The organism is Microvirga sp. 3-52, assembly GCF_018383585.1.
Classification (GTDB): domain Bacteria; phylum Pseudomonadota; class Alphaproteobacteria; order Rhizobiales; family Beijerinckiaceae; genus Microvirga.
Window position 1 is genome coordinate 381 of record NZ_JAHAMK010000030.1, and the last position, 17,520, is coordinate 17,900.

Annotated in this window: 13 protein-coding genes and 3 pseudogenes; 9 read left to right on the forward strand and 7 right to left on the reverse strand. The window is 60.8% G+C overall.

From position 1 onward, the window contains the following. On the reverse strand, positions 1-708 hold a 708-nt coding region (locus KHP60_RS19235; RefSeq protein ID WP_213565930.1), incomplete at its 3' end, for a transposase. Positions 709-1,074: 366 nt separating this feature from the next. Further along, positions 1,075-1,308 (reverse strand): annotated as a pseudogene (locus tag KHP60_RS19240) (IS6 family transposase); the annotation flags it as partial. Positions 1,309-1,615: 307 nt separating this feature from the next. Here KHP60_RS19240 and KHP60_RS19245 point away from each other — a divergent pair. Together KHP60_RS19245 and KHP60_RS19250 are read left to right on the forward strand one after the other, a co-directional pair. Then, on the forward strand, positions 1,616-2,416 hold the full coding sequence (locus KHP60_RS19245) for a MarR family transcriptional regulator (protein ID WP_311925207.1): 801 nt from the start codon (positions 1,616-1,618) through the stop codon (positions 2,414-2,416). A gap of 160 nt (positions 2,417-2,576) precedes the next feature. Then, positions 2,577-8,258 carry an autotransporter domain-containing protein gene (locus KHP60_RS19250; protein ID WP_213565932.1) on the forward strand — a complete coding sequence of 1,894 codons (5,682 nt, stop codon included), beginning with the start codon at positions 2,577-2,579 and terminating at the stop codon, positions 8,256-8,258. 299 nt (positions 8,259-8,557) lie between these two features. Here the strand turns inward: KHP60_RS19250 and KHP60_RS19255 are convergent. Together KHP60_RS19255 and KHP60_RS19260 are read right to left on the reverse strand one after the other, a co-directional pair. Further along, a pseudogene (locus tag KHP60_RS19255) lies at positions 8,558-9,388 on the reverse strand (IS5 family transposase). Positions 9,389-9,498: 110 nt separating this feature from the next. Next, a pseudogene (locus tag KHP60_RS19260) lies at positions 9,499-9,981 on the reverse strand (IS6 family transposase); the annotation flags it as partial. A 364-nt stretch (positions 9,982-10,345) separates the two neighbouring features. On the opposite strand from KHP60_RS19260, the gene KHP60_RS19265 reads away from it, so the two are divergent. Continuing rightward, positions 10,346-10,534, forward strand: coding sequence for a hypothetical protein (locus KHP60_RS19265; RefSeq protein ID WP_213565933.1), 189 nt, complete (start codon positions 10,346-10,348; stop codon positions 10,532-10,534). Between the two features lie 64 nt (positions 10,535-10,598). Here the strand turns inward: KHP60_RS19265 and KHP60_RS19270 are convergent, their stop codons facing one another. Beyond that, positions 10,599-11,105, reverse strand: a complete 507-nt coding sequence (locus tag KHP60_RS19270) for a MucR family transcriptional regulator (RefSeq protein WP_213565934.1) — start codon at positions 11,103-11,105, stop codon at positions 10,599-10,601. A gap of 995 nt (positions 11,106-12,100) precedes the next feature. Between KHP60_RS19270 and KHP60_RS19275 the strand changes: the two genes are divergently transcribed. After that, the gene (locus tag KHP60_RS19275) at positions 12,101-12,799 is read left to right on the forward strand and encodes an IS6 family transposase (RefSeq protein ID WP_213565935.1); all 699 of its coding nucleotides are present in this window, start codon (positions 12,101-12,103) and stop codon (positions 12,797-12,799) included. 78 nt (positions 12,800-12,877) lie between these two features. Next, on the forward strand, positions 12,878-13,144 hold the full coding sequence (locus KHP60_RS19280; RefSeq protein ID WP_213565936.1) for a hypothetical protein: 267 nt from the start codon (positions 12,878-12,880) through the stop codon (positions 13,142-13,144). Positions 13,145-13,204: 60 nt separating this feature from the next. On the opposite strand, the gene KHP60_RS19285 is transcribed toward KHP60_RS19280, so the two are convergent. Further along, the gene (locus KHP60_RS19285; RefSeq protein ID WP_213565937.1) at positions 13,205-13,414 is read right to left on the reverse strand and encodes a cold-shock protein; all 210 of its coding nucleotides are present in this window, start codon (positions 13,412-13,414) and stop codon (positions 13,205-13,207) included. Between the two features lie 208 nt (positions 13,415-13,622). Between KHP60_RS19285 and KHP60_RS19290 the strand changes: the two genes are divergently transcribed. The 3 genes from KHP60_RS19290 to KHP60_RS19300 all read left to right on the forward strand — a co-directional run bounded on the left by KHP60_RS19290 (position 13,623) and on the right by KHP60_RS19300 (position 15,387). Beyond that, positions 13,623-13,886, forward strand: a complete 264-nt coding sequence (locus KHP60_RS19290) for a hypothetical protein (protein WP_213565938.1) — start codon at positions 13,623-13,625, stop codon at positions 13,884-13,886. A gap of 393 nt (positions 13,887-14,279) precedes the next feature. After that, a complete protein-coding gene (locus KHP60_RS19295; protein WP_213565939.1) occupies positions 14,280-14,651 on the forward strand; it encodes a hypothetical protein in 372 nt (123 codons plus the stop codon). A 250-nt stretch (positions 14,652-14,901) separates the two neighbouring features. Then, entirely contained in the window at positions 14,902-15,387 is a 486-nt protein-coding gene (locus tag KHP60_RS19300; RefSeq protein WP_311925208.1) for an HU family DNA-binding protein, read from the forward strand. 54 nt (positions 15,388-15,441) lie between these two features. Here KHP60_RS19300 and KHP60_RS19305 read toward each other — a convergent pair whose 3' ends face one another. Then, complete coding sequence (locus tag KHP60_RS19305) at positions 15,442-15,714, reverse strand: SWIB/MDM2 domain-containing protein (RefSeq protein WP_213565940.1); 273 nt, start codon at positions 15,712-15,714, stop codon at positions 15,442-15,444. Positions 15,715-17,029: 1,315 nt separating this feature from the next. Between KHP60_RS19305 and KHP60_RS19310 the strand changes: the two genes are divergently transcribed. Further along, positions 17,030-17,356, forward strand: coding sequence for a hypothetical protein (locus tag KHP60_RS19310; RefSeq protein ID WP_213565941.1), 327 nt, complete (start codon positions 17,030-17,032; stop codon positions 17,354-17,356). Positions 17,357-17,520: the final 164 nt, after the last annotated feature.

A 17,520-nucleotide genomic window follows, 5' to 3' on the forward strand; every position in this document is an offset into this window, starting at 1 on the left:
GGCTGCGGCTTGACGAGCTGTATCAAATCGGTGGCTCCGCAGCAGCGCGAGCATCCGCAGTGCTGTCTTTGGACCCACAGCCGGGATGGTGCGTAGCCTCTTCAGATCGGCCTGGAGATCTGCATGGGCCGCAAGATGCTCGGCGATTGCCTCTTGCAGGAGCTTGCACTGAGCTTTGAGAGCCTTGATGCTCGTGGCAAAGGAACGCTTGATGACGCCGGAGCAGCCACGAACACAGGCCTGTTCATATCGGTTCTGCTCCCGGCGAAGATCACCCTCCAGGTCATCCAGCCGTGCAAGTAGGGCTTGCAGCTCGACCAGGGGCTCGGCAGGTGGGGTCCACGCTTTCGGCTGGGTCAGGCAGCCGTAGCGCGCTAGGAGCACTGCATCGATCTGGTCGGTCTTATTCAGGACAGCCATGCCCTTGGCGAAACTGCGGATTTGGGCAGGGTTGACGAGAGAGACCGTCATGCCTTTGGCCGCAAACAGTCGGGCAGCCAGTTCGTGATAGGCCGCTGTCGGCTCGAGAACCGCGTGGCCCCCCGGGAGCTCAGTCTTGGCAGTCCTCGTCACCCAGGCGGCTGCTCTCTCGATACCGTCTGGGGTATTGGGAAAGGATTTCTGCCCGATGGGGCGTTGCCGATCATGAATGATAGCTGCGCAATCCAGTCTCTCCTTTGCAACGTCAATGCCGAAGAACACCGTCATAGAGCTTCCTCTCACTGAGAATGCCCCTTGCGCTGATCAACCTTGTCAATGCAGGCTTACCCGTCGTGGGATGACCTTTGATACCGTCCAATCTCAGCTGGGGCGCGTGGTGAGGCCGGGTGCACTATCTACATCGCAGACTTCCGTCTTACGTCTCGTTCGAGCTATCCCGGCCTCATGCTGTGGGAATGACCCGCAACACCCATCAAATACAANGTGGGATGACCTTTGATACCGTCCAATCTCAGCTGGGGCGCGTGGTGAGGCCGGGTGCACTATCTACATCGCAGACTTCCGTCTTACGTCTCGTTCGAGCTATCCCGGCCTCATGCTGTGGGAATGACCCGCAACACCCATCAAATACAAGGTCTCGTCCACTCTCCAGGAACCTGAGCGAGGTCCCTGATAGGGTCGGATCCGCTTCTCGATCTCCGGAGCATAACGCTGAACCCATCGAAAGATCGTGGATGGGTCAACGGCGACACCGCGCTCGGACATCATCTCGGCGAGATCGCGATAGCTGATCCCATACTTGCAGTACCAGCGCACGCACAGCAGGATGATCGTGACCGGAAAGCGGCGGCGCTTGAAGATCGACAACAGGACGGCTCCTCAGGTAGTCGCCCTTTCCTAACCCGCCAAGGTTAATGCAACGGAGCCCTACAGCGCGAGCTCACCAGACGAACCGGCTACAGAGCTTGTGGAATCGTGTAAGATATCATTCCTTCCCTGGATCCTCAGCTCGTGAGAGCCGCCTAAGGATCGCATCCCTCAACTGCAGATGCCATCACCAATTCAAAAACTGCTCCATCCGGCGATTCACAAGCACACTGCCCACCCCACATGGAGGTTGGCAAGGAAGTTGCTTGCAAAGCCGGACTTCCGGGACCCGCTGCTGAAGTATTGTGTGACGATAACTCAGCCGCCGGGTGCCTCCTGGCCGAGCAACAAGGTCTTCGTGCAGAAGCTGCGTTACCTGACGTGCTACATCCTGATCGGCAACTATGCCCGGTGGCAGAGGGGGGAGGGGAACCCACCCACGCTCGCCGCCCTGCAGCGGGCCGCCGTGGCCAGTCCCCGGCAGATCGCCGGTTACATCAAGGATCTGAGACATGGAGGATATATTGTTGCCGAACAACAGGAGCGCGATCGCCGCCGCTATCATCTGCGCCCGACAGCGGCACTGATCCACGAGGTCGCGCGTTCGCCGCTGGCTTTCCTTGCCGCGTCTGAGCGGCTGGAACCGTCCTCGAGGCCTCTCGTCGAAACGATCTCGTCGTCGCCGGAACGAATGTGCGACTGGCTCGGCCGATCTATGGATTGCTACCAGGATGATGACAGCCTCTTCGCACCGTTCCGGACCATCGTGCAGGTCACGGAGCGCGAATGTGGCTATCCGTTGATGGCCGCTGTCCTCGGGGCGCATTACGCCGCACAACGTGGCTTGGATACCGGCCTGCCGACCCTTACCTACCGCGTCCTGGCCGAACGCTTCCAAGTCTCGCGCCAGCACATCGGCAACATGCTCGCCGAGGCCGAGAGACAAGGGTGGTTCAGCATCGTCCCAGGCGGTCACCTGAGGGAGATCTCCGCGGACTTCATCGCAGAGTTCGAGACCTGGGCGGCGGGCCAGATGGCTCATTATCGGCTGCTGGCGGAACTGGTGAGCAGCCGTGCCGGCACGGAACCGGAGACCATGGCCGTATGACGGATCGTGGTCCGTCAGGATCAGGCATTCCATGCAAGGTTTGGACTGTCAGACGCTTCGGCTCTAGTCGATAAACCAGCGTAGCGGTTAAGCTTGCTCATTGGGCCACCCGCTCCCCGCCAACGGCGCGCCGCAGTCTATCGCGGTACCGAGATCCGCAATGCACAACCCGATCCCGTCCGTTCCTCCTGCCCCTGAGCACCGCTCCTTTCGTGCCGTCCTGCTCGGGTCGGTTGCGCTCTGTGCACTGGTGGGCGCGTCAAGCGTCTTGGCCGATGGCGGCGATGGCGGCCTCTTCTCGCTCGGTGGACGATCCTCCTTTTCCGGAACCGGAGGGGGAGGCGGAGTTGTCGTCAGGGGCCTCAGTGGTGGAGGTGGAGGGGGCGCGGGCGATACTGGTGGAAATGGCGGCGAAGCAAATGGCTGCGACGATGCAGATTGCAGAATCTTATCAGGTGCCGCCGCGGGTGGGGGCGGCGGTCAACCCGGTGCGAGAGATGGACTCGGGGGCGACGGGAGCAACGGTCAGGACGCCACTTGGAGAGGCGGCGGCGGCGGCGGCGGTGGCGGCGCGCATGGCTTCAACGACGCTTCAGGACCAATCCCGAACCGAGAGTTGAGCGGCGGCCGGGGTGGCAAAGGTGGAAACGGCACCACCGGCGGTGGCGGTGGCGGTTCCGGAGGCTTCGGTCTCGTACTGCAGAACAACTCCGATTACACCACCACGCAGCGTGCCGTTGGTGGTGCCGGTGGGGATGGTGGTCATGGCGGCCAAGGCCAGGGAGGTGGTGGCGGCGATGGTGGGATAGGGCTTGCCGCCACCACCGCCGACTCATTGGCTGTGCGCGCCGTCATGACGGGCGGCAAAGGGGGGCGCGGTGGCGGCAATGACAGGCTCGATGGCCTCGGCATCGGAAAGGGTGGTCGCGGTGGCGCGGGCGTGTACTCGACCAGTCACTCCACGAGCATCGAGGCGATGGTTGTCGGCGGCGACGGTGGCGACAGCAACAATGGTCAAGGCGGAACCGGCGGCTCAGGCGTGGAAGCGTCCGGCGCCGTGACGGTCTCAGCGGAGATCCGCGGCGGCAATGGGGGAGTCGGCACTAACGGCGCATACACCGGACTCGGGGGTACCGGCCTCCTGCTCATGGGGTCCAACCACGCGGACGCATTCGCTCCCATCCACGGTGGCGTAGGTATCACTGGCGGAGCCGGCATTTTCCTGCGTACCGATTCAGACCTCACCGTCAATTCGGTCGTGCGGGGTGGTGATGGATTGGAAACCGGCGGCATCGCCATTGATGGCGACGGTACAGGGCACGAGATTAACCTGCAGGCGAACGCTGTCGTCAGCGGGGGCCTTGCCGGCGGCGTGCGCGGTGCCGCGATGAGGGTCACGGGGGATAGCACTCTCAATCTTTTCGCCGGCGCCGTTATCGAGGGAGACATTGTCATCGACTATGGCAACTGCCCGGTAGGCAGTTGCTACATGAGTGCCCTCACCGTCAATGTGCCGTCGGATTTCAGTTACAACGGGGCGTTCCGAGGCATCGGCAGTCTGGAGAAGCAGGGAAGCGGAACGCTCACCTTGTCAGGAGCCAACGCTTACGGGGGCGGGATTGTGATCGGTCAAGGCACCCTAGCGCTGACGGGCGTGAGCAGCATTGCGAGTGCGGCCAGCCTTCGCCTGAACGGCACACTCGACATCTCGGGCCTGTCGGCATCGAGCACGACAATCCCGAGCCTCGTGCCGACAGCGCTTGGGGAGCCGACGCCCGGCAACATTATCCTTGGCAATAAAACGCTCGTCATCAACCAGGGCGCCATCGCTGATTTCGCCGGCCGGATCACCGGTGCAGGGTCCGTCATCAAGGATGGCGGGGCGACCCTCAGGCTCCATGCCGAGCAGGGTTACAGCGGTGCCACCATCGTTCGTGGGGGCAGCCTGAACCTGACCGGATCGGCCAGCATCGCAAGCTCAAGCGCCGTCCAAGTCGACGCCATGCTGAACACCTCGGGCGCCGGAGATCTGGTCTTCCGAAACTTGTCCGGCTCTGGGGCAGGCAGGCTCTATCTGGGCAACCGCGGTTCGCTCACGATCGATCAGGAGGCAGATAGTACCTTTGCTGGCAGCTTGGAAAACAATGCGATCATAAGGAAAACCGGCGTCGGGACACTCACGCTGACTGGCGACAGCACCCGCTTCGACCATATCTACTCACCCTTCATCGGGACCATCGCAATCAACGAGGGGACGCTGGCATTGGCAGGCACCGCCAATATCAGCCGATCGCGCGGCATGAATGTCGGGGGCGTGCTGGATATTTCCGGCCTGACGACAGCAGGAACCTCACTCTCCAACCTTGCCGGAAGCGGCACGGTCGCACTCGGTGACAAATCGCTGACCGTCAATCAGACGACAGATGGTACTTTCTCAGGCGCTTTTAACGGAGCCGGCTCGTTCCAGAAGATGGGTACCGGCAGGCTCGCCCTTTTGGGCACCAGCACGAATGCCGGCGGCGCGACCGTTGGCCAGGGCGTGCTGGAACTGTCGGGCTCGCTCAGCGGACCTGTCACAATTGGACCAAGCGGTGCCCTCTATGCGGCCGGTGGCACCATCGAAGGCCCGGTGACGGTCGAAAATGGTGGCACGCTATTCGGCGGGCAGAGCGGCGGCACGCTTCGCATGGGCAGCCTCAGCCTTGCAGCAGGGTCGACGACCAACGTTAATCTCGACGCACCTTCGGGAGATGCGCTGTTCGACATCGTCGGTCCTCTTACCGTCAACGGCACACTCAATGTTACCGGTGGTGGATCCTATAGCACCGGCGTCTACCGGATTTTCTCCACGAACGACACCGTGACGGATGCGGGCTTGTCTCTCGGCTCGGCGCCTACCATCGAGAACGTTACGACGCGTCTTGAAATCGGCGACCGCGCCGTCGACGTGCTGGTCACAGGCGACGGGTCGGCGCTTCAATATTGGAGCGGCAACGGGGCGGACAGGGGAGGAAGCGGCACGTGGAGCGGCGTGACCCGGTGGCTCGAACCTGATGGTAAGCAGCGCTCCTGGCTGAACGGTACCGGCGTCTTCGACGGTCCCGCAGGCCGGATCACTGTCGAGGGAGCCGAACGGATCGGCACGCTCGAGTTTCTGACATCCGGCTACGAGCTCGTGGCGGGCAGTGGTGGCGAACTCCTTCTCGACGGGGGCGGCCGCCTTTGGGCCGAGGGCGCTCAAACGACCGCGACGGTCTCTGCTCCGTTCACCGGCACGGGAAGTCTCACCAAGATCGGCGCGGGCACAATCGTCCTGGCGGGACAGAACAGCTATTCCGGCGGGACCGTGCTGCAAGCTGGTACCCTCACGCTTGCTTCGAGTAGCGCCCTTGGTACAGGACGCCTCGATGCACGCGATAATACAAGGCTGTCGTTTGGAGCCGATGGGCTCAACGTCGCCAACGACATGGCGCTCACCGGCAACCTCAATATCGCAACAGGTCCGGGTCGGGCTGCCACCTTGTCAGGCGTGATCAGCGACGGCTTGATGACGGGCAGTGTCGTCAAGGCAGGCGCTGGCACGCTGACGCTGACCAGCGCCAACAACTATACGGGCAACACCGTCATCTCCGCCGGAACATTGCAGATCGGCGACGGCGGGACAAATGGGTCGATCCTCGGGGAGGTCACCAATAACGGCACGCTGGTTTTCAACCGGAGCGACGACGTTACGTTCGGCGGAGCCGTCATCGGGTCCGGTGCACTCGTCAAGCAAGGCGCAGGCCGGCTCACGCTAAGCGGTGCTAACCGCTATACCGGCGGCACGACCATCTCACAGGGAACACTGGTCGGGAGTTCGTCGAGCTTTGCTGGCAACATCGCCAACAACTCCTCCCTCGTCTTCGATCAGGCTCATAGCGGCACCTATTCCGGATCCATCTCGGGATCGGGATCTCTCACCAAGCAGGGGACCGGAACGCTCATCCTCACCGGCAACAACAGCCACACGGGTGGCACGGTCATTGAAGAGGGAACGCTGCAGATCGGTGACGGCGGCAGGACGGGAAGCATCTCCGGCTCAATCATCAACAACGGTGCACTGGTCTGGAACCGCTCCGGGAGCTACGACATTAACGCCTCCATCAGCGGAACAGGGACGCTTGCGATCATCGGCGGAACGGCGAACTTCACCGGGACGGGCTACGCGGGACCTGTGTCGGTGGAAACAGGGGCTTTCAACCTCACGCCCAATTCACACTGGGGCTCGATCGTTACGATTGGCCAGGGCGGCACGCTGGGCGGCTCGGGCACGATTGGTGGGCTGATCGTCAGTCGGGGCGGCACCGTTTCGCCCGGTTATTCTCCTGGGACGCTCAACGTTACCGGCGACGTAGCCTTCAATGCCGGCTCGACCTACACGGTCGATGTGACGGTGGATGGGGACCACGATCTCATTGCAGTGAAGGGTGCCGCCAAACTCTCAGGCGGCACTGTGAATGTCCGAGCCGCCCGAGGTCTCTATGCAGCCACGAACACTCACGCGGTCCTGAGCGCCCAAGGCGGTGTCACCGGCAAATTCGCCTCCACCTCCTCCGATCTTGCCTTCCTGACCCCTTCGCTCTCTTATGATTTGAACAACGTCTATCTCACGCTGACCAGAAATCAGGTCGATTTCAGCGCGCTTGCGGGAAGTCCCAATGCACGAGCGGCGGCCGCTGCCATCGATGCGCTGGGTTTTGGTAACAATCTCTATGAGGCCCTGGTGCTGCTCTCCGCAGACCAGGCAGGCACCACCTTTGACGCGCTGTCGGGCGAGGCGCATGCCTCGGCTGCGGGTGTAGCCTATGCGGATAGCCGCCTGGTGCGCGAGGCGATCCTCACCCGCCTGCGCGAGCCGCTGCGCGCCAGCGTGCCCACCCTCGTGCAAGGCGCCTACAGCGCCGCCTATGCGGCCGATCTGCCCGGCGCAGCCCCCGGGCCGGTTCCGGTCACCCCCGCCTTCGATCCGCGCCCCTTCGCCCTGTGGGGCGAGGGCTTCGGCTCCTGGGGCAAGGTGGATGGCAACGGCAACACAGCCTCCCTCGACACCTCCACCGGCGGGTTCACCCTCGGGGCCGATGCCCTGGTGAGCCCGGCCGCCCGCCTCGGCGTGGCGGGCGGGTTTACCCGCACTACCTTCGATGTGGACGGGCGTCTGTCATCGGGCAGCAACGACAGCGTGTTTGGCGCACTCTACGGCTCGTCCTCCTGGGGCGCGTTCAGCCTGCGGCTGGGAGCAGCCTACGCCTGGCACGACATAGACGTGAACCGCACGATCCATTTCCCGGGCTTTGCCGACACGATCAGCGCCTCCTATGACGGCTGGACGGCACAGGCCTTTGCCGAGCTGGGCTACCGCTTCAATCTGGGGCGTGTGTCCCTGGAGCCGTTCGCCGGGGCTTTGGCGCTGCGCCTGCACACTGACGGCTTTGCCGAGGAGGGCGGGGCGGCAGCTTTGACCGGCTATGCCCAGGATCAGGATCTGGCCACCACCACGCTGGGGCTCAGAGCCGAGACCCAACTGAGTGAGACAGTGCCGCTGATCGCACGCGGTCACGTAGGTTGGCGGCACGCCTTCGGGGATGTGGAGCCGCATGCGCTGCTGGCCTTTGCCGGCGGGGCGAGTGCCTTCACGGTGGCCGGAGCACCGATCGACCGCGATGCGTTGGTGGCGGAGGCGAGTCTCGACTGGCAGACCTCGGACACGATTACGTTGGGCGTTGCCTACTCCGGCCAGATCGGCGAGCGGGCCCAGGAGCATGCCCTCAAAGGCAATCTCACTTGGCACTTCAACTCCTATTGATCTGATCAGAGGATGGCGTTTCGGATGATACAAGCCTCGTGAATCTCACCGCCGTACAAGGGAGGTGCCGTCAAACAGCCGTTCGCTAAGATGCTCCGGCTTCGTGGCGAACGTCTGGTTGAGCCAACGCCCTCTTGGCACAACAGCTTTCAGATCGTATCTGTCCTTCGATAGGCTGCCTCGCCATAAGCCATGTACGAGCAACCCGGCCCTCCCTTCAAACGCCCCGTGCCGCGGCGCCTCAAAGGGGACTATCCATGTCTCATGAGCGGGTTCTCATCTAAGAGGCTGGTGAGCAATTATCTTTCCTTTCGCGTGAGGCGCCGCAGCAGGATGCGGCTCATGGCGAGATAGAGCAGCATCTCGCCGGTTTCGACCAAGCGTTCATAGTCCTTGGCCAGCCACCGGTTGGTGGTGAGCCAACCGATGGTCCGCTCCACCACCCATCTGCGTGCGAGGCCTTGAAAGCCGCTCGGGCGTGTCGGCGGCTCTGTGTCACTCCGCATCCAGGTTCCGCCGCTCTACCAATGCTGCGGGATGGATAATCGCCAGCCCAGGGCCTTCTGGAGCCAGTCCCGCAAACCCCGATAAGCCGTGTCCACCCACATGAGCTTGATGGCCGGAAACAGATGCTGCCGCCCCTCCAGCAGGAGTTCGGCTCCGGCGCGATAGTGGATGTCGGCTGGATGCACGCTGTTCTTCAGCAGATTGCCTTGCGTATCAACGAGAAGATGGCGCTTGCGGCCGTTGATCTTCTTGCCGCCGTCGTACCCACTTGGTCCGCCCATCTCAGAGGTCTTGACCGACTGGCTGTCGATGATCGCCGCTGTCGGCTGAGGATTGCGGCCGATCCGACAGCGGTAACTCTCGCGCAGAACCTGGGTCACGTGCTCCCAGGTGCCATCCTCGCGCCACTGGGCATAGTGGTAGAAGGCAGCACCACGCGGGGGATATTCGTGCGGCAGCAGCCGCCATTGGACTCCTGTCCGCAGCAGATAGAAAATCGCATCGACGATGCGGCGGAGCGAGTAGGTCTGCGGCCGTCCGGCCGGATGGCTGCGGGGAACGAGGGGCGCGAGCAGCGCCCATTCGGCATCAGTGAGATCGCCGGCGTAGGAACAGGCATCCATGGCGGGGCTCCCGGATCGTCACACAGCCCACATCCGCCGCAGCGGCCCAGCACCAAACCTATTCTGAATCAGGCACTTGGATCGAGCAATATAATTGCTCACCAGCCTCTCAGACCCTTATGGGACCGGTGCTCAACCCTTGGCATGACTTGGCGTCTGGCTGCTCCGTAGGAGGCCAACTTGTCAGTGACGATGCGCTTGGGCACCAAGCCTTGTTTCTTCATCAACCGGGTCAGCAAGCGCTTGGCCGCCTTGGTGTCGCGCCGGTGTTGAACGACTTCGTCGAGCACGTAGCCATCCTGATCCACGGCACGCCACAGCCAACGTTTCTTGCCAGCGATTGTGATGACAACCTCGTCCAGGTGCCAAACGTCAGTCGGGCGTGGCGGCTTGCGGCGAAGGCGCCGGACATAAGCCGGTCCGAACTTCTTACCCCAGCGCCGGATTGTCTCGTAGGAGACGACGATACCGCGCTCGAGCAGCATCTCCTCGACGATCCGGAGGCTCAGAGGAAACCGGAAGTACACCCACACGGCATGGGCGATGATCTCGGGTGGGAATCGATGGCGCTTGTAGCTGATGGGCTTGGTCATGCCACAGCTCTTAGGCCAGAAGCCTCTGACCAAAGGTTACCGTGACATCACCGCCCGACCTATCTCAAAGGCCAGAGCGATGACGTCTCTGGGGCAGGAGATACGCAAGGCCGTGCGATCTCGCTTTCAGATACCACTCAGCGGCCTGATGCCGTAATGACGCTTAGGATTGTCGACGAACTCCTGGCTGCGGGACACATTGAAGCCGCCAAGGTCGCCGTCAGGCGAGCTCTCAAGGCGATTGCTGTCGAATAGGCAACTCAACCTTGGTTGCCTCGGGCGATATGGGGGAGAGCAAGCTCCATAGCCTTACCTGCTGTTAACCAGTCAGCTACACTCTCGCGGGGTGGATCAGGAGCGAACCATGCAGTTCAGCGTTGGCGCTGTCGTGCATCTGATTGCCTACCCCTCTCATCGGATGACCGTTGTTGAGGTCGATGGCCGCGAGATAACCTGCAGATGGTTCGAAGGAGCTGCGGTCAAAGAAGGCATATTTCCGTCGCACATCATCGAGATGGAGTTTCAGCCTCAGATGTCTATCGTTCCTGCCTAGGGGCAACTCACAAAGCTAGTCGCAAGGGAGGCCAGGAGAGACCGAGCCTGGCCTTAGAGAGCGCTTACCCGCTGGCCTTCTTCTTGGAAGGCCTGCCGCGCTTTGGCTTTGCGGCCTCGGCGGGTGCCGTGACTGTATCGTCCGAAGTGACAGCTGCCTTTGCGGCCGCCTTCCTTCGCTGCTGGCCGAGGCCGCTGCTTCTGGCGAGTTCAGAGCGCTTGGCGGCATAGCTTGGTGCAACCATCGGGTAATCACCAGGGAGCCCCCACTTTGCACGATACTCCTCAGCCGTCAGTCCCAACTTCCCGAGGTGACGCTTGAGCGTCTTGTACTTCTTGCCGTCTTCAAGACTGATCAGGAAGTCAGGCGTGACGGACCTGCGGATCGAAACAGCCGGCTCTGGCTTCGCAGGTTCTTCCTGTTTGGGAGTGACCAGGCCTCGGAGTGCGGCGTGTACAGATGCGATCACAGTCGGCAAATCGGCCCGGTGGACTGCATTGTTCGCAACATACGATGAAACGATATCTGCGGTGATACTGGCGAAGTCTAGCTGCTGTTCAGTTTGATCCATAATTCATCCAATGCTTATGAGGCTGAGGCACGATCAGTTAGCTGATCGCCTAGATGGGTCAAGCCACTCGGGCAGGTGCGGGCGATTCTCAATCCTGACCGCTCCAGCCACACGTCGAAGGCCTCGCTTGCCACCCGCTTGGCTTCCTCGGCCGAGGCAGCGAAGCCAAGTAGGGGCACTCTCGCGTTGTGAGGCATACCGCTCAGGCTCCAGATCCACTGGCCATCACCATAGCCGCCGGTCTTCTGCTGATAGACGAGGCAGAAGGAATGGGAGCCGAGACCTCCCTCAAAGCTCCCGTCTCCGCGCCGCTCGCAAGGCCTCCATTTCAAGGGCATTCGCGCTTCCTTGGCGGCATCGGCAGATGTTTATAAGTCAGGCCTAGGGCTGCACTGCGCACAATGTCTCGGCCAACGCCGTACTTACGGGCAAGCTTGGTCCAATCTCTGTCTCCGACAGCATAGCTCAAGCGGGCATCAAGAACCTGCTCGACTGTCAGCTTACGCCTGGGGAAACGCTGCTCGACCATGCCCACCCGACTCAAATAGAACGAATGCAGAACATGTTCCATGGGCTGGTGCTGAGTCGAGCCCTATGAAGGGCAGGGGATTGGAGGCTGTGGAAACAGTGGATAGAGGGTGGCGGCCTGCTCAGCGGCCAGTGCTCGCATGGAGAAAGAGGTAAACTACGATCACTGCGCCGATGGTGATGAGAACGGCAACGGCAGTCAGAGTGGGCCAGCCAATTCGGGTTTCCCGAGCCAAGCGCTCTTTCACCTCATGCCGCTTCTGGTCTAAGGCCACATCCGTCTCTTGCTGCCCGTAAACCATTGCTGCCCCATCAGAGATGATGCATCTCCAGCAAGATCCGCCAGGTGCGCTCTTGTCTCCAGCTTAAGGCAGCCTTCGGCCTAAGGGCCAGGCCTTAAGAACGCAGGCACCGTTGCATTAACCTCGGCCGTATAGCGAGGAGCGGTTCATCAAGGATCTGCTCCCGTGTCTCTGTTCAAGCGCCGTCGCTTCCCGGTTGAGATCATCTTGCTGTGCGTGCGCTGGTACTGCAAGTACGGGATCAGCTATCGCGATCTGGCAGAAATGATGGCCGAGCGCGGTGTCAGCGTTAATCCAAGCACGATCTTTCGTTGGGTCCAACGCTATGCCCCGGAGATCGAGAAGCGGATCCGACCCTATCAGGGACCTCGCTCAGGTTCCTGGAGAGTGGACGGTATCTACGTCCGTGTAGGAGGCAAGTGGAAATACTTGTTTCGCGCCGTCGACAAGCACGGTCGGTTGATCGCCTCCATGCTGTCTGATCGCCGAAATACCAACGCCGCTTATCGGTTTCTGCGTAAAGCCATAAAGGCGATGAGCCACTATCCAGCATCCTTCATCACGACGGATAAACTGGCGTCGTATCCCATGGCTATCCTGCGCCTGCAGAACGAAGGGCTGCTGCCGAACGATGTGGTACACCGCACCTCGAAATATCTGAATAACATCCTTGAGGCGGATCATGGCGCGCTCAAGCGTGTGATCCGGCCGACGCGCGGCTTCCAGAGCATGAAAACCGCCGCCGCGACCCTGACGGGTTTTGAAAACATGCGCATGATCCGCCGCGGCCATTGCATCCAGCGGGAACGTCGAGCGACAGGCGAAATCCGGCTCGTCAATCAGCTCTTCGGTCTTGCTGCCTGAGTGTCCCGTTCGACGGGGTTCGTTGTGACCTTTTCAAGTTACTGCAACAGTGCCGGTCAGATTGCTACAGTCCTAAGCATGGAGGATGGCCAGATCAGCCGCCAGCCTTTCGCCAGTCCGGATGTCGACGCGATGCTCGACGATGAGCACTCCGAGATTCCGTTCCATTATTTCCTGGCCTCGGCCTTCCTGGTGCGCCTGGATCAGAATGAGAATTTCGCCGCCGACTTGGCCGATTGGTGCGATAAAAAGCTTTTTGGGAAAGCAGGCAGGGCAGCCGCGAGAAAAGGACGCCATGCCTATAGCTTCCCCGGCGCTCCTTTGTCTGGCCTGTCCAAAGAATAAGCCGCTCCGTCGGGAGCGGCTTGAAGAGCCAGCACTGAGCTGACGCTATGACAGGCTCCATCAAGCCTTTTGCAGGTTGGTTGCAGACTCCTTGCCCGAACGGCGGTCGGATTCCACCTCATAGGAGATCTTCTGGCCTTCCACGAGGCCGCGCATGCCAGCCCGCTCCAGGGCTGAGGCATGGACGAACACATCCTTGCCGCCATTGTCCGGCTGAATGAAGCCATAGCCCTTAGTCTCGTTATACCACTTCACAGTGCCAGTCGCCATTGAATGTTCCTCAAGTCCCGTCAGGTGCGCTTCCGCCAAGTCATCCTGCCGTGTCTGACCAAGAGGTCAAGCGCCTGGTTGAGTACTGGACTGTGACGCAGAACCTGCATCATGCGCCCAGAGTGAGCCGCCGCGGCTTCGCCTGCACGGGCACCGAGCGCCGAGTGGCGCACCCTTCAATGCCAACCAAATGATTTTTAGCCCCAGCATGACCTACAGCCTGATCCAGCTTGCTCCCGGCGCCTATGATCTTCTCCTGAACGGGCAAGTGATGGGCAGCGTGGTCAGAGCCGGCCACCGCAGCACCAACACGACCTGGACGGCCGAACTGCTCGAGGATTTGCCCCGAACCAAGAGACCGGCTCCGTTCGAAGAGATCGAGCACGACTTCGCGACCCGGGAGGAGGTGTGTGCCTGGCTCGGCAATCCACCCGTGCAGAGCACCTTTGGGCGCAGTTCGACGGCCCTCTGATTTTAGACAGAGCCGTGCAGGGCGGACTCATAATTCCCAACGAGGATGCATGGGATGGGAACTGCGCGCGTCATCCTGGATGGATCTACGCTGTCGTCAGACGGTCCGACTCGCGGCGCAACTTCGCAAGCCGTCGAGGTAAGAACGCCTCGGCGGAAGGCCGAGCCCCAGACCTCCCAGGGATCATTCCATCGGTTCTGATCTCGCTCGAGGAATATGATCATAGATCATGCTCACAGAAGTGGGCCTGAGCACATCACGATGGAACCATAGCAGACAGTCGTTGCGTCGCTTTCCTTAGGGCATGAAACCATTGGTTAACCATGCAAGCGCATGCTTTCACCTGTGAACGCATGGCTGGGCGGGCTTCCTCTTACCTGGAGACGGTTGCTCATGGCGAAGACAAGTTTCACCGATACGCTTGAGGAAAAGCTGGCTGTCATCTCCCCGACTGTGAAAGCCATCGAGTTCGGGGGAGATCAGCCCTATCTTCGAGAGCTGCAGACGCTGCTCAGACAACACCTGGCAAACCTTGTCCTCCTGTTTGAGCGAGATCCCGGGTTGGATGCCGCAACAGCCGATCTGTACGCGGCAGCGGCCGCCGCTGTGAACGACACCACAATGGCCTCTCAGCCCCTGGCCAAAAAGCGCCGTCTGCTCAGGGAAGCTCACACACGCTTCCACGAGCGCATTTCGACAGCACGCCCGAACGAAAGAAGAGCCTGTGCGGCTTGGAGACAGAACGAACTGTTCCTTGCCGCCTGACCCGAGCCTGGGTTTCGCATTATCCAACGCTGTGCGGCGAAACCCAAACGCCCACTCACCACAACAGCCGCTGATCTGGTTCACTACAGCGAATAATCGGTCATGGATTGCGTGCCCTCCCAAGATCCTGTGAACTCAGTCCGGCATGGATCTTGAGGAGGTGGCGTTCTGGCGATTTCAATCTTGGTCGGCAACCACTTTGCCGATCGAGTAACGGCTAGATTGACGGTTCATCAGGAGGGTCTCACCCGTGGCGAAAACTGCAACCAAGACAACAACTAAGAAAGCACCAGTCCGCAAAGCGGCCGCATCGAAGTCAATGTCGGCGAAAGCGGCAGGAGCTTCCGGCGCAGCAGCCAAGAGACCTACGAAGGCCACGGACTCAAAGTCAGCCGCCAAGGTCGCGAAGAAGTCCGGCAGCCCATCGGCCGGCACGATCCTCACCCTGCGCCATATCGCGGAGCAGTTGTCTGAAGCACACGAGCTGCCCAAGCGCCAGGCCAACGAGATGCTGACGCAGGTGATCGAGATGATCGCCAAGAGCCTGAAGAAGGGCGACAAGATCCGTCTGAGCGGCCTCGGCATCCTGCAGGTCCGCAAGCGCGCCGCCCGCACCGGACGTAATCCTCAGACCGGCGAGCCAATCAAGATCAAAGCGTCCAAGAAGATCGCCTTCCGACCTGCCAAGGAACTCCAAGGAAGCAGTCTAGCCGGGAACCGTACACCGGATGGCTGAAGCGACACCCGCCCCGCCGGAAAGCTGGCGAGGCGGGCCTGTTGTTGCGCCCGCTCAGGAGAGATGCTGAGCGAAGTGCTTGTTCATCTCGAACATGCTCACCTTGTCCTTGCCGCCGAAGACGGCCCGAAGCTTGTCATCCGCCAGGATTTCCCGCTTGTTCTCGGGGTTCTGCAGATTGTTGGACTTGATGTAGTCCCACACCTTGCTCACCACCTCAGTGCGAGGCAGAGGAGATGATCCCACAACAGCCGCCAGTTCTTTCGAAGGCTGCAGCGGCTTCATCAGCGCCGGGTTCGGCTTCTTGGCGGCTTTGGCCTCGGTCATTGTGAAACTCCTATGGTTTGCCTGGCTGCTATCTGCAGGGGCAAGGGGGCGGGACGATGGCGGGCAAATCCTAAGGGTGCCTTAAATCCGTTCCGGCCGCCCCATAGGCGGTGAAACCTCAGCGACCGCGACGCTTACCTTCTGGCTTTGCCATCATCTGCCGCATTGCCTCCTCTGCCCGAGCTCTGGCTTCAGCATCATCACTGAGGTTGCGAACCTCCGCAGGCTCCTCCTGCTCTTGCTTTGCCTGGGCAGCGGTGGCCGCCGCATTCGCCAGCCTCTCCAACCGATCCAGCTGGGGCGTGCTGGCCTTCCCATCAGCTTCAGGTTGTTCGTCTTCTTGCTCTGGGCGTGTAGCCATATGTTCGCTTCCGATAACCGTCTCGCGTTCCCTAGGATGTTACGTGCTTCCATTTCAGGAGGCATCGGTTAACTTCGCCTTAACCATAAAGGTCCGAGGTATGCCGATGCGGAAGATCCATCATGGCTTCGTAGCGATCGCCATCCTCGGAGGGCCAGCTTCTATGATTCTCGCGCACCAGACACTCACGGAGACTGTGACGCAAGGCGAATCCAATCCATCCGATGTCACCGCGATCGTGCAGCAGGCCTATTCCAGATGCTCGGAAGCCCCGCTGCCCGTCAGACCCTCACTATGCGATGAATACATTCGGTCGTTTGACCAATGCGCAGCCCGCGCGAACGCGTGCGACCCTCACTCTGTTTACGAGGTCTTGCTCAAGTGGGATTCCACACCTTCAGATCGCGGTCACGAAACGTCGCCAAAGCCACTCTGAGGACCAGTCGGCTGTGCGGCCTAGCGCATGAGCGGTCGCTCTTGTTGCGTGCTTCGAGTGAGCGCATTTCCCAGGCGTTCGCCACGTTCTTCCAATCAGTCCCCAAGTTTGACGGAGCCGCGATGAGCGCGGAACCATGTTTCCTCCAGACCATTGATGTCCGCCAGTTGAGTTGAGCCTCATCGCCGGATGCTCACGCATCTGTGTCATGCTTGGTGTCGCAACTGAGCGGCCCATTTCATGCTGCCGTCATCACTTTCTGGGAGAGCCAGGAGGATGACCCAAATCGTCCAAGCAAACGTCAGGCGCTCGCGCCCGATGCTCGCTTTTATTCAGCCACTGACGAGCCACATTGCCCGGTCCAAGGCAGATAAAGCACAAAGTTGGAGCTCAGATTCGCTATGTTCGCATGTCGTTCTGACGTCACCGCCCTCGCACACCAGAAACCCTCATCGGTTCACAGTTCTAGGAGGAACTTTCCGGCAAATCCCCCAACCGATCATTGGGGAGACATGTTCATGATCAACGACACCACGACCGCAGCAATCAATATCCTTGGAGCTATTGATGCTCTTGAGTCAGCCCTGGATCGTCGCAATGTCGCTTCCGATAGAATCATGACGACAGACCAGGAGCGGGAGCTGCTGACACTTGGGATCAGAGACACGCTGTTCATTCTCGAGATGAACCGCAAGCCACTGCCGAAAGCCCTGTCGTTGCTCTCGCTACAGATGGCAAACTCCCTCGGGTTCTCTGGCGCGAGGGCGAGCGCGGCCTTGCGCGAGTTTCGTTTGGTGGAAAAGCTGGCCGAAGGATCGGCTGCGCCCGACGCGCATGTCGCCTAAGAAACTCATCACGGCATTAGTCCGGCGCAAGCACATACCGGGCTTCCGTTAGGGCTATCCCTCATGGAGGTGCCTTGCGCGCGCGTCCTTCCTACCAAACACTCGTTCAGAAGTAATCCGGATGGCCATGAGCAACAAATGAAGCGGTGGGGCTAGTCTCGGCA

What these genes read in the sequence shown, in the direction of transcription:
- KHP60_RS19250 (WP_213565932.1), top strand. Translation starts at nt 2,577, where the DNA reads ATGCACAACCCGATCCCGTCCGTTCCTCCTGCCCCTGAGCACCGCTCC.
- KHP60_RS19265 (WP_213565933.1), top strand. Translation starts at nt 10,346, where the DNA reads ATGCAGTTCAGCGTTGGCGCTGTCGTGCATCTGATTGCCTACCCCTCT.
- KHP60_RS19270 (WP_213565934.1), bottom strand. Translation starts at nt 11,105, where the DNA reads ATGGATCAAACTGAACAGCAGCTAGACTTCGCCAGTATCACCGCAGAT.
- KHP60_RS19280 (WP_213565936.1), top strand. Translation starts at nt 12,878, where the DNA reads ATGGAGGATGGCCAGATCAGCCGCCAGCCTTTCGCCAGTCCGGATGTC.
- KHP60_RS19285 (WP_213565937.1), bottom strand. Translation starts at nt 13,414, where the DNA reads ATGGCGACTGGCACTGTGAAGTGGTATAACGAGACTAAGGGCTATGGC.
- KHP60_RS19290 (WP_213565938.1), top strand. Translation starts at nt 13,623, where the DNA reads ATGACCTACAGCCTGATCCAGCTTGCTCCCGGCGCCTATGATCTTCTC.
- KHP60_RS19295 (WP_213565939.1), top strand. Translation starts at nt 14,280, where the DNA reads ATGGCGAAGACAAGTTTCACCGATACGCTTGAGGAAAAGCTGGCTGTC.
- KHP60_RS19305 (WP_213565940.1), bottom strand. Translation starts at nt 15,714, where the DNA reads ATGACCGAGGCCAAAGCCGCCAAGAAGCCGAACCCGGCGCTGATGAAG.
- KHP60_RS19310 (WP_213565941.1), top strand. Translation starts at nt 17,030, where the DNA reads ATGATCAACGACACCACGACCGCAGCAATCAATATCCTTGGAGCTATT.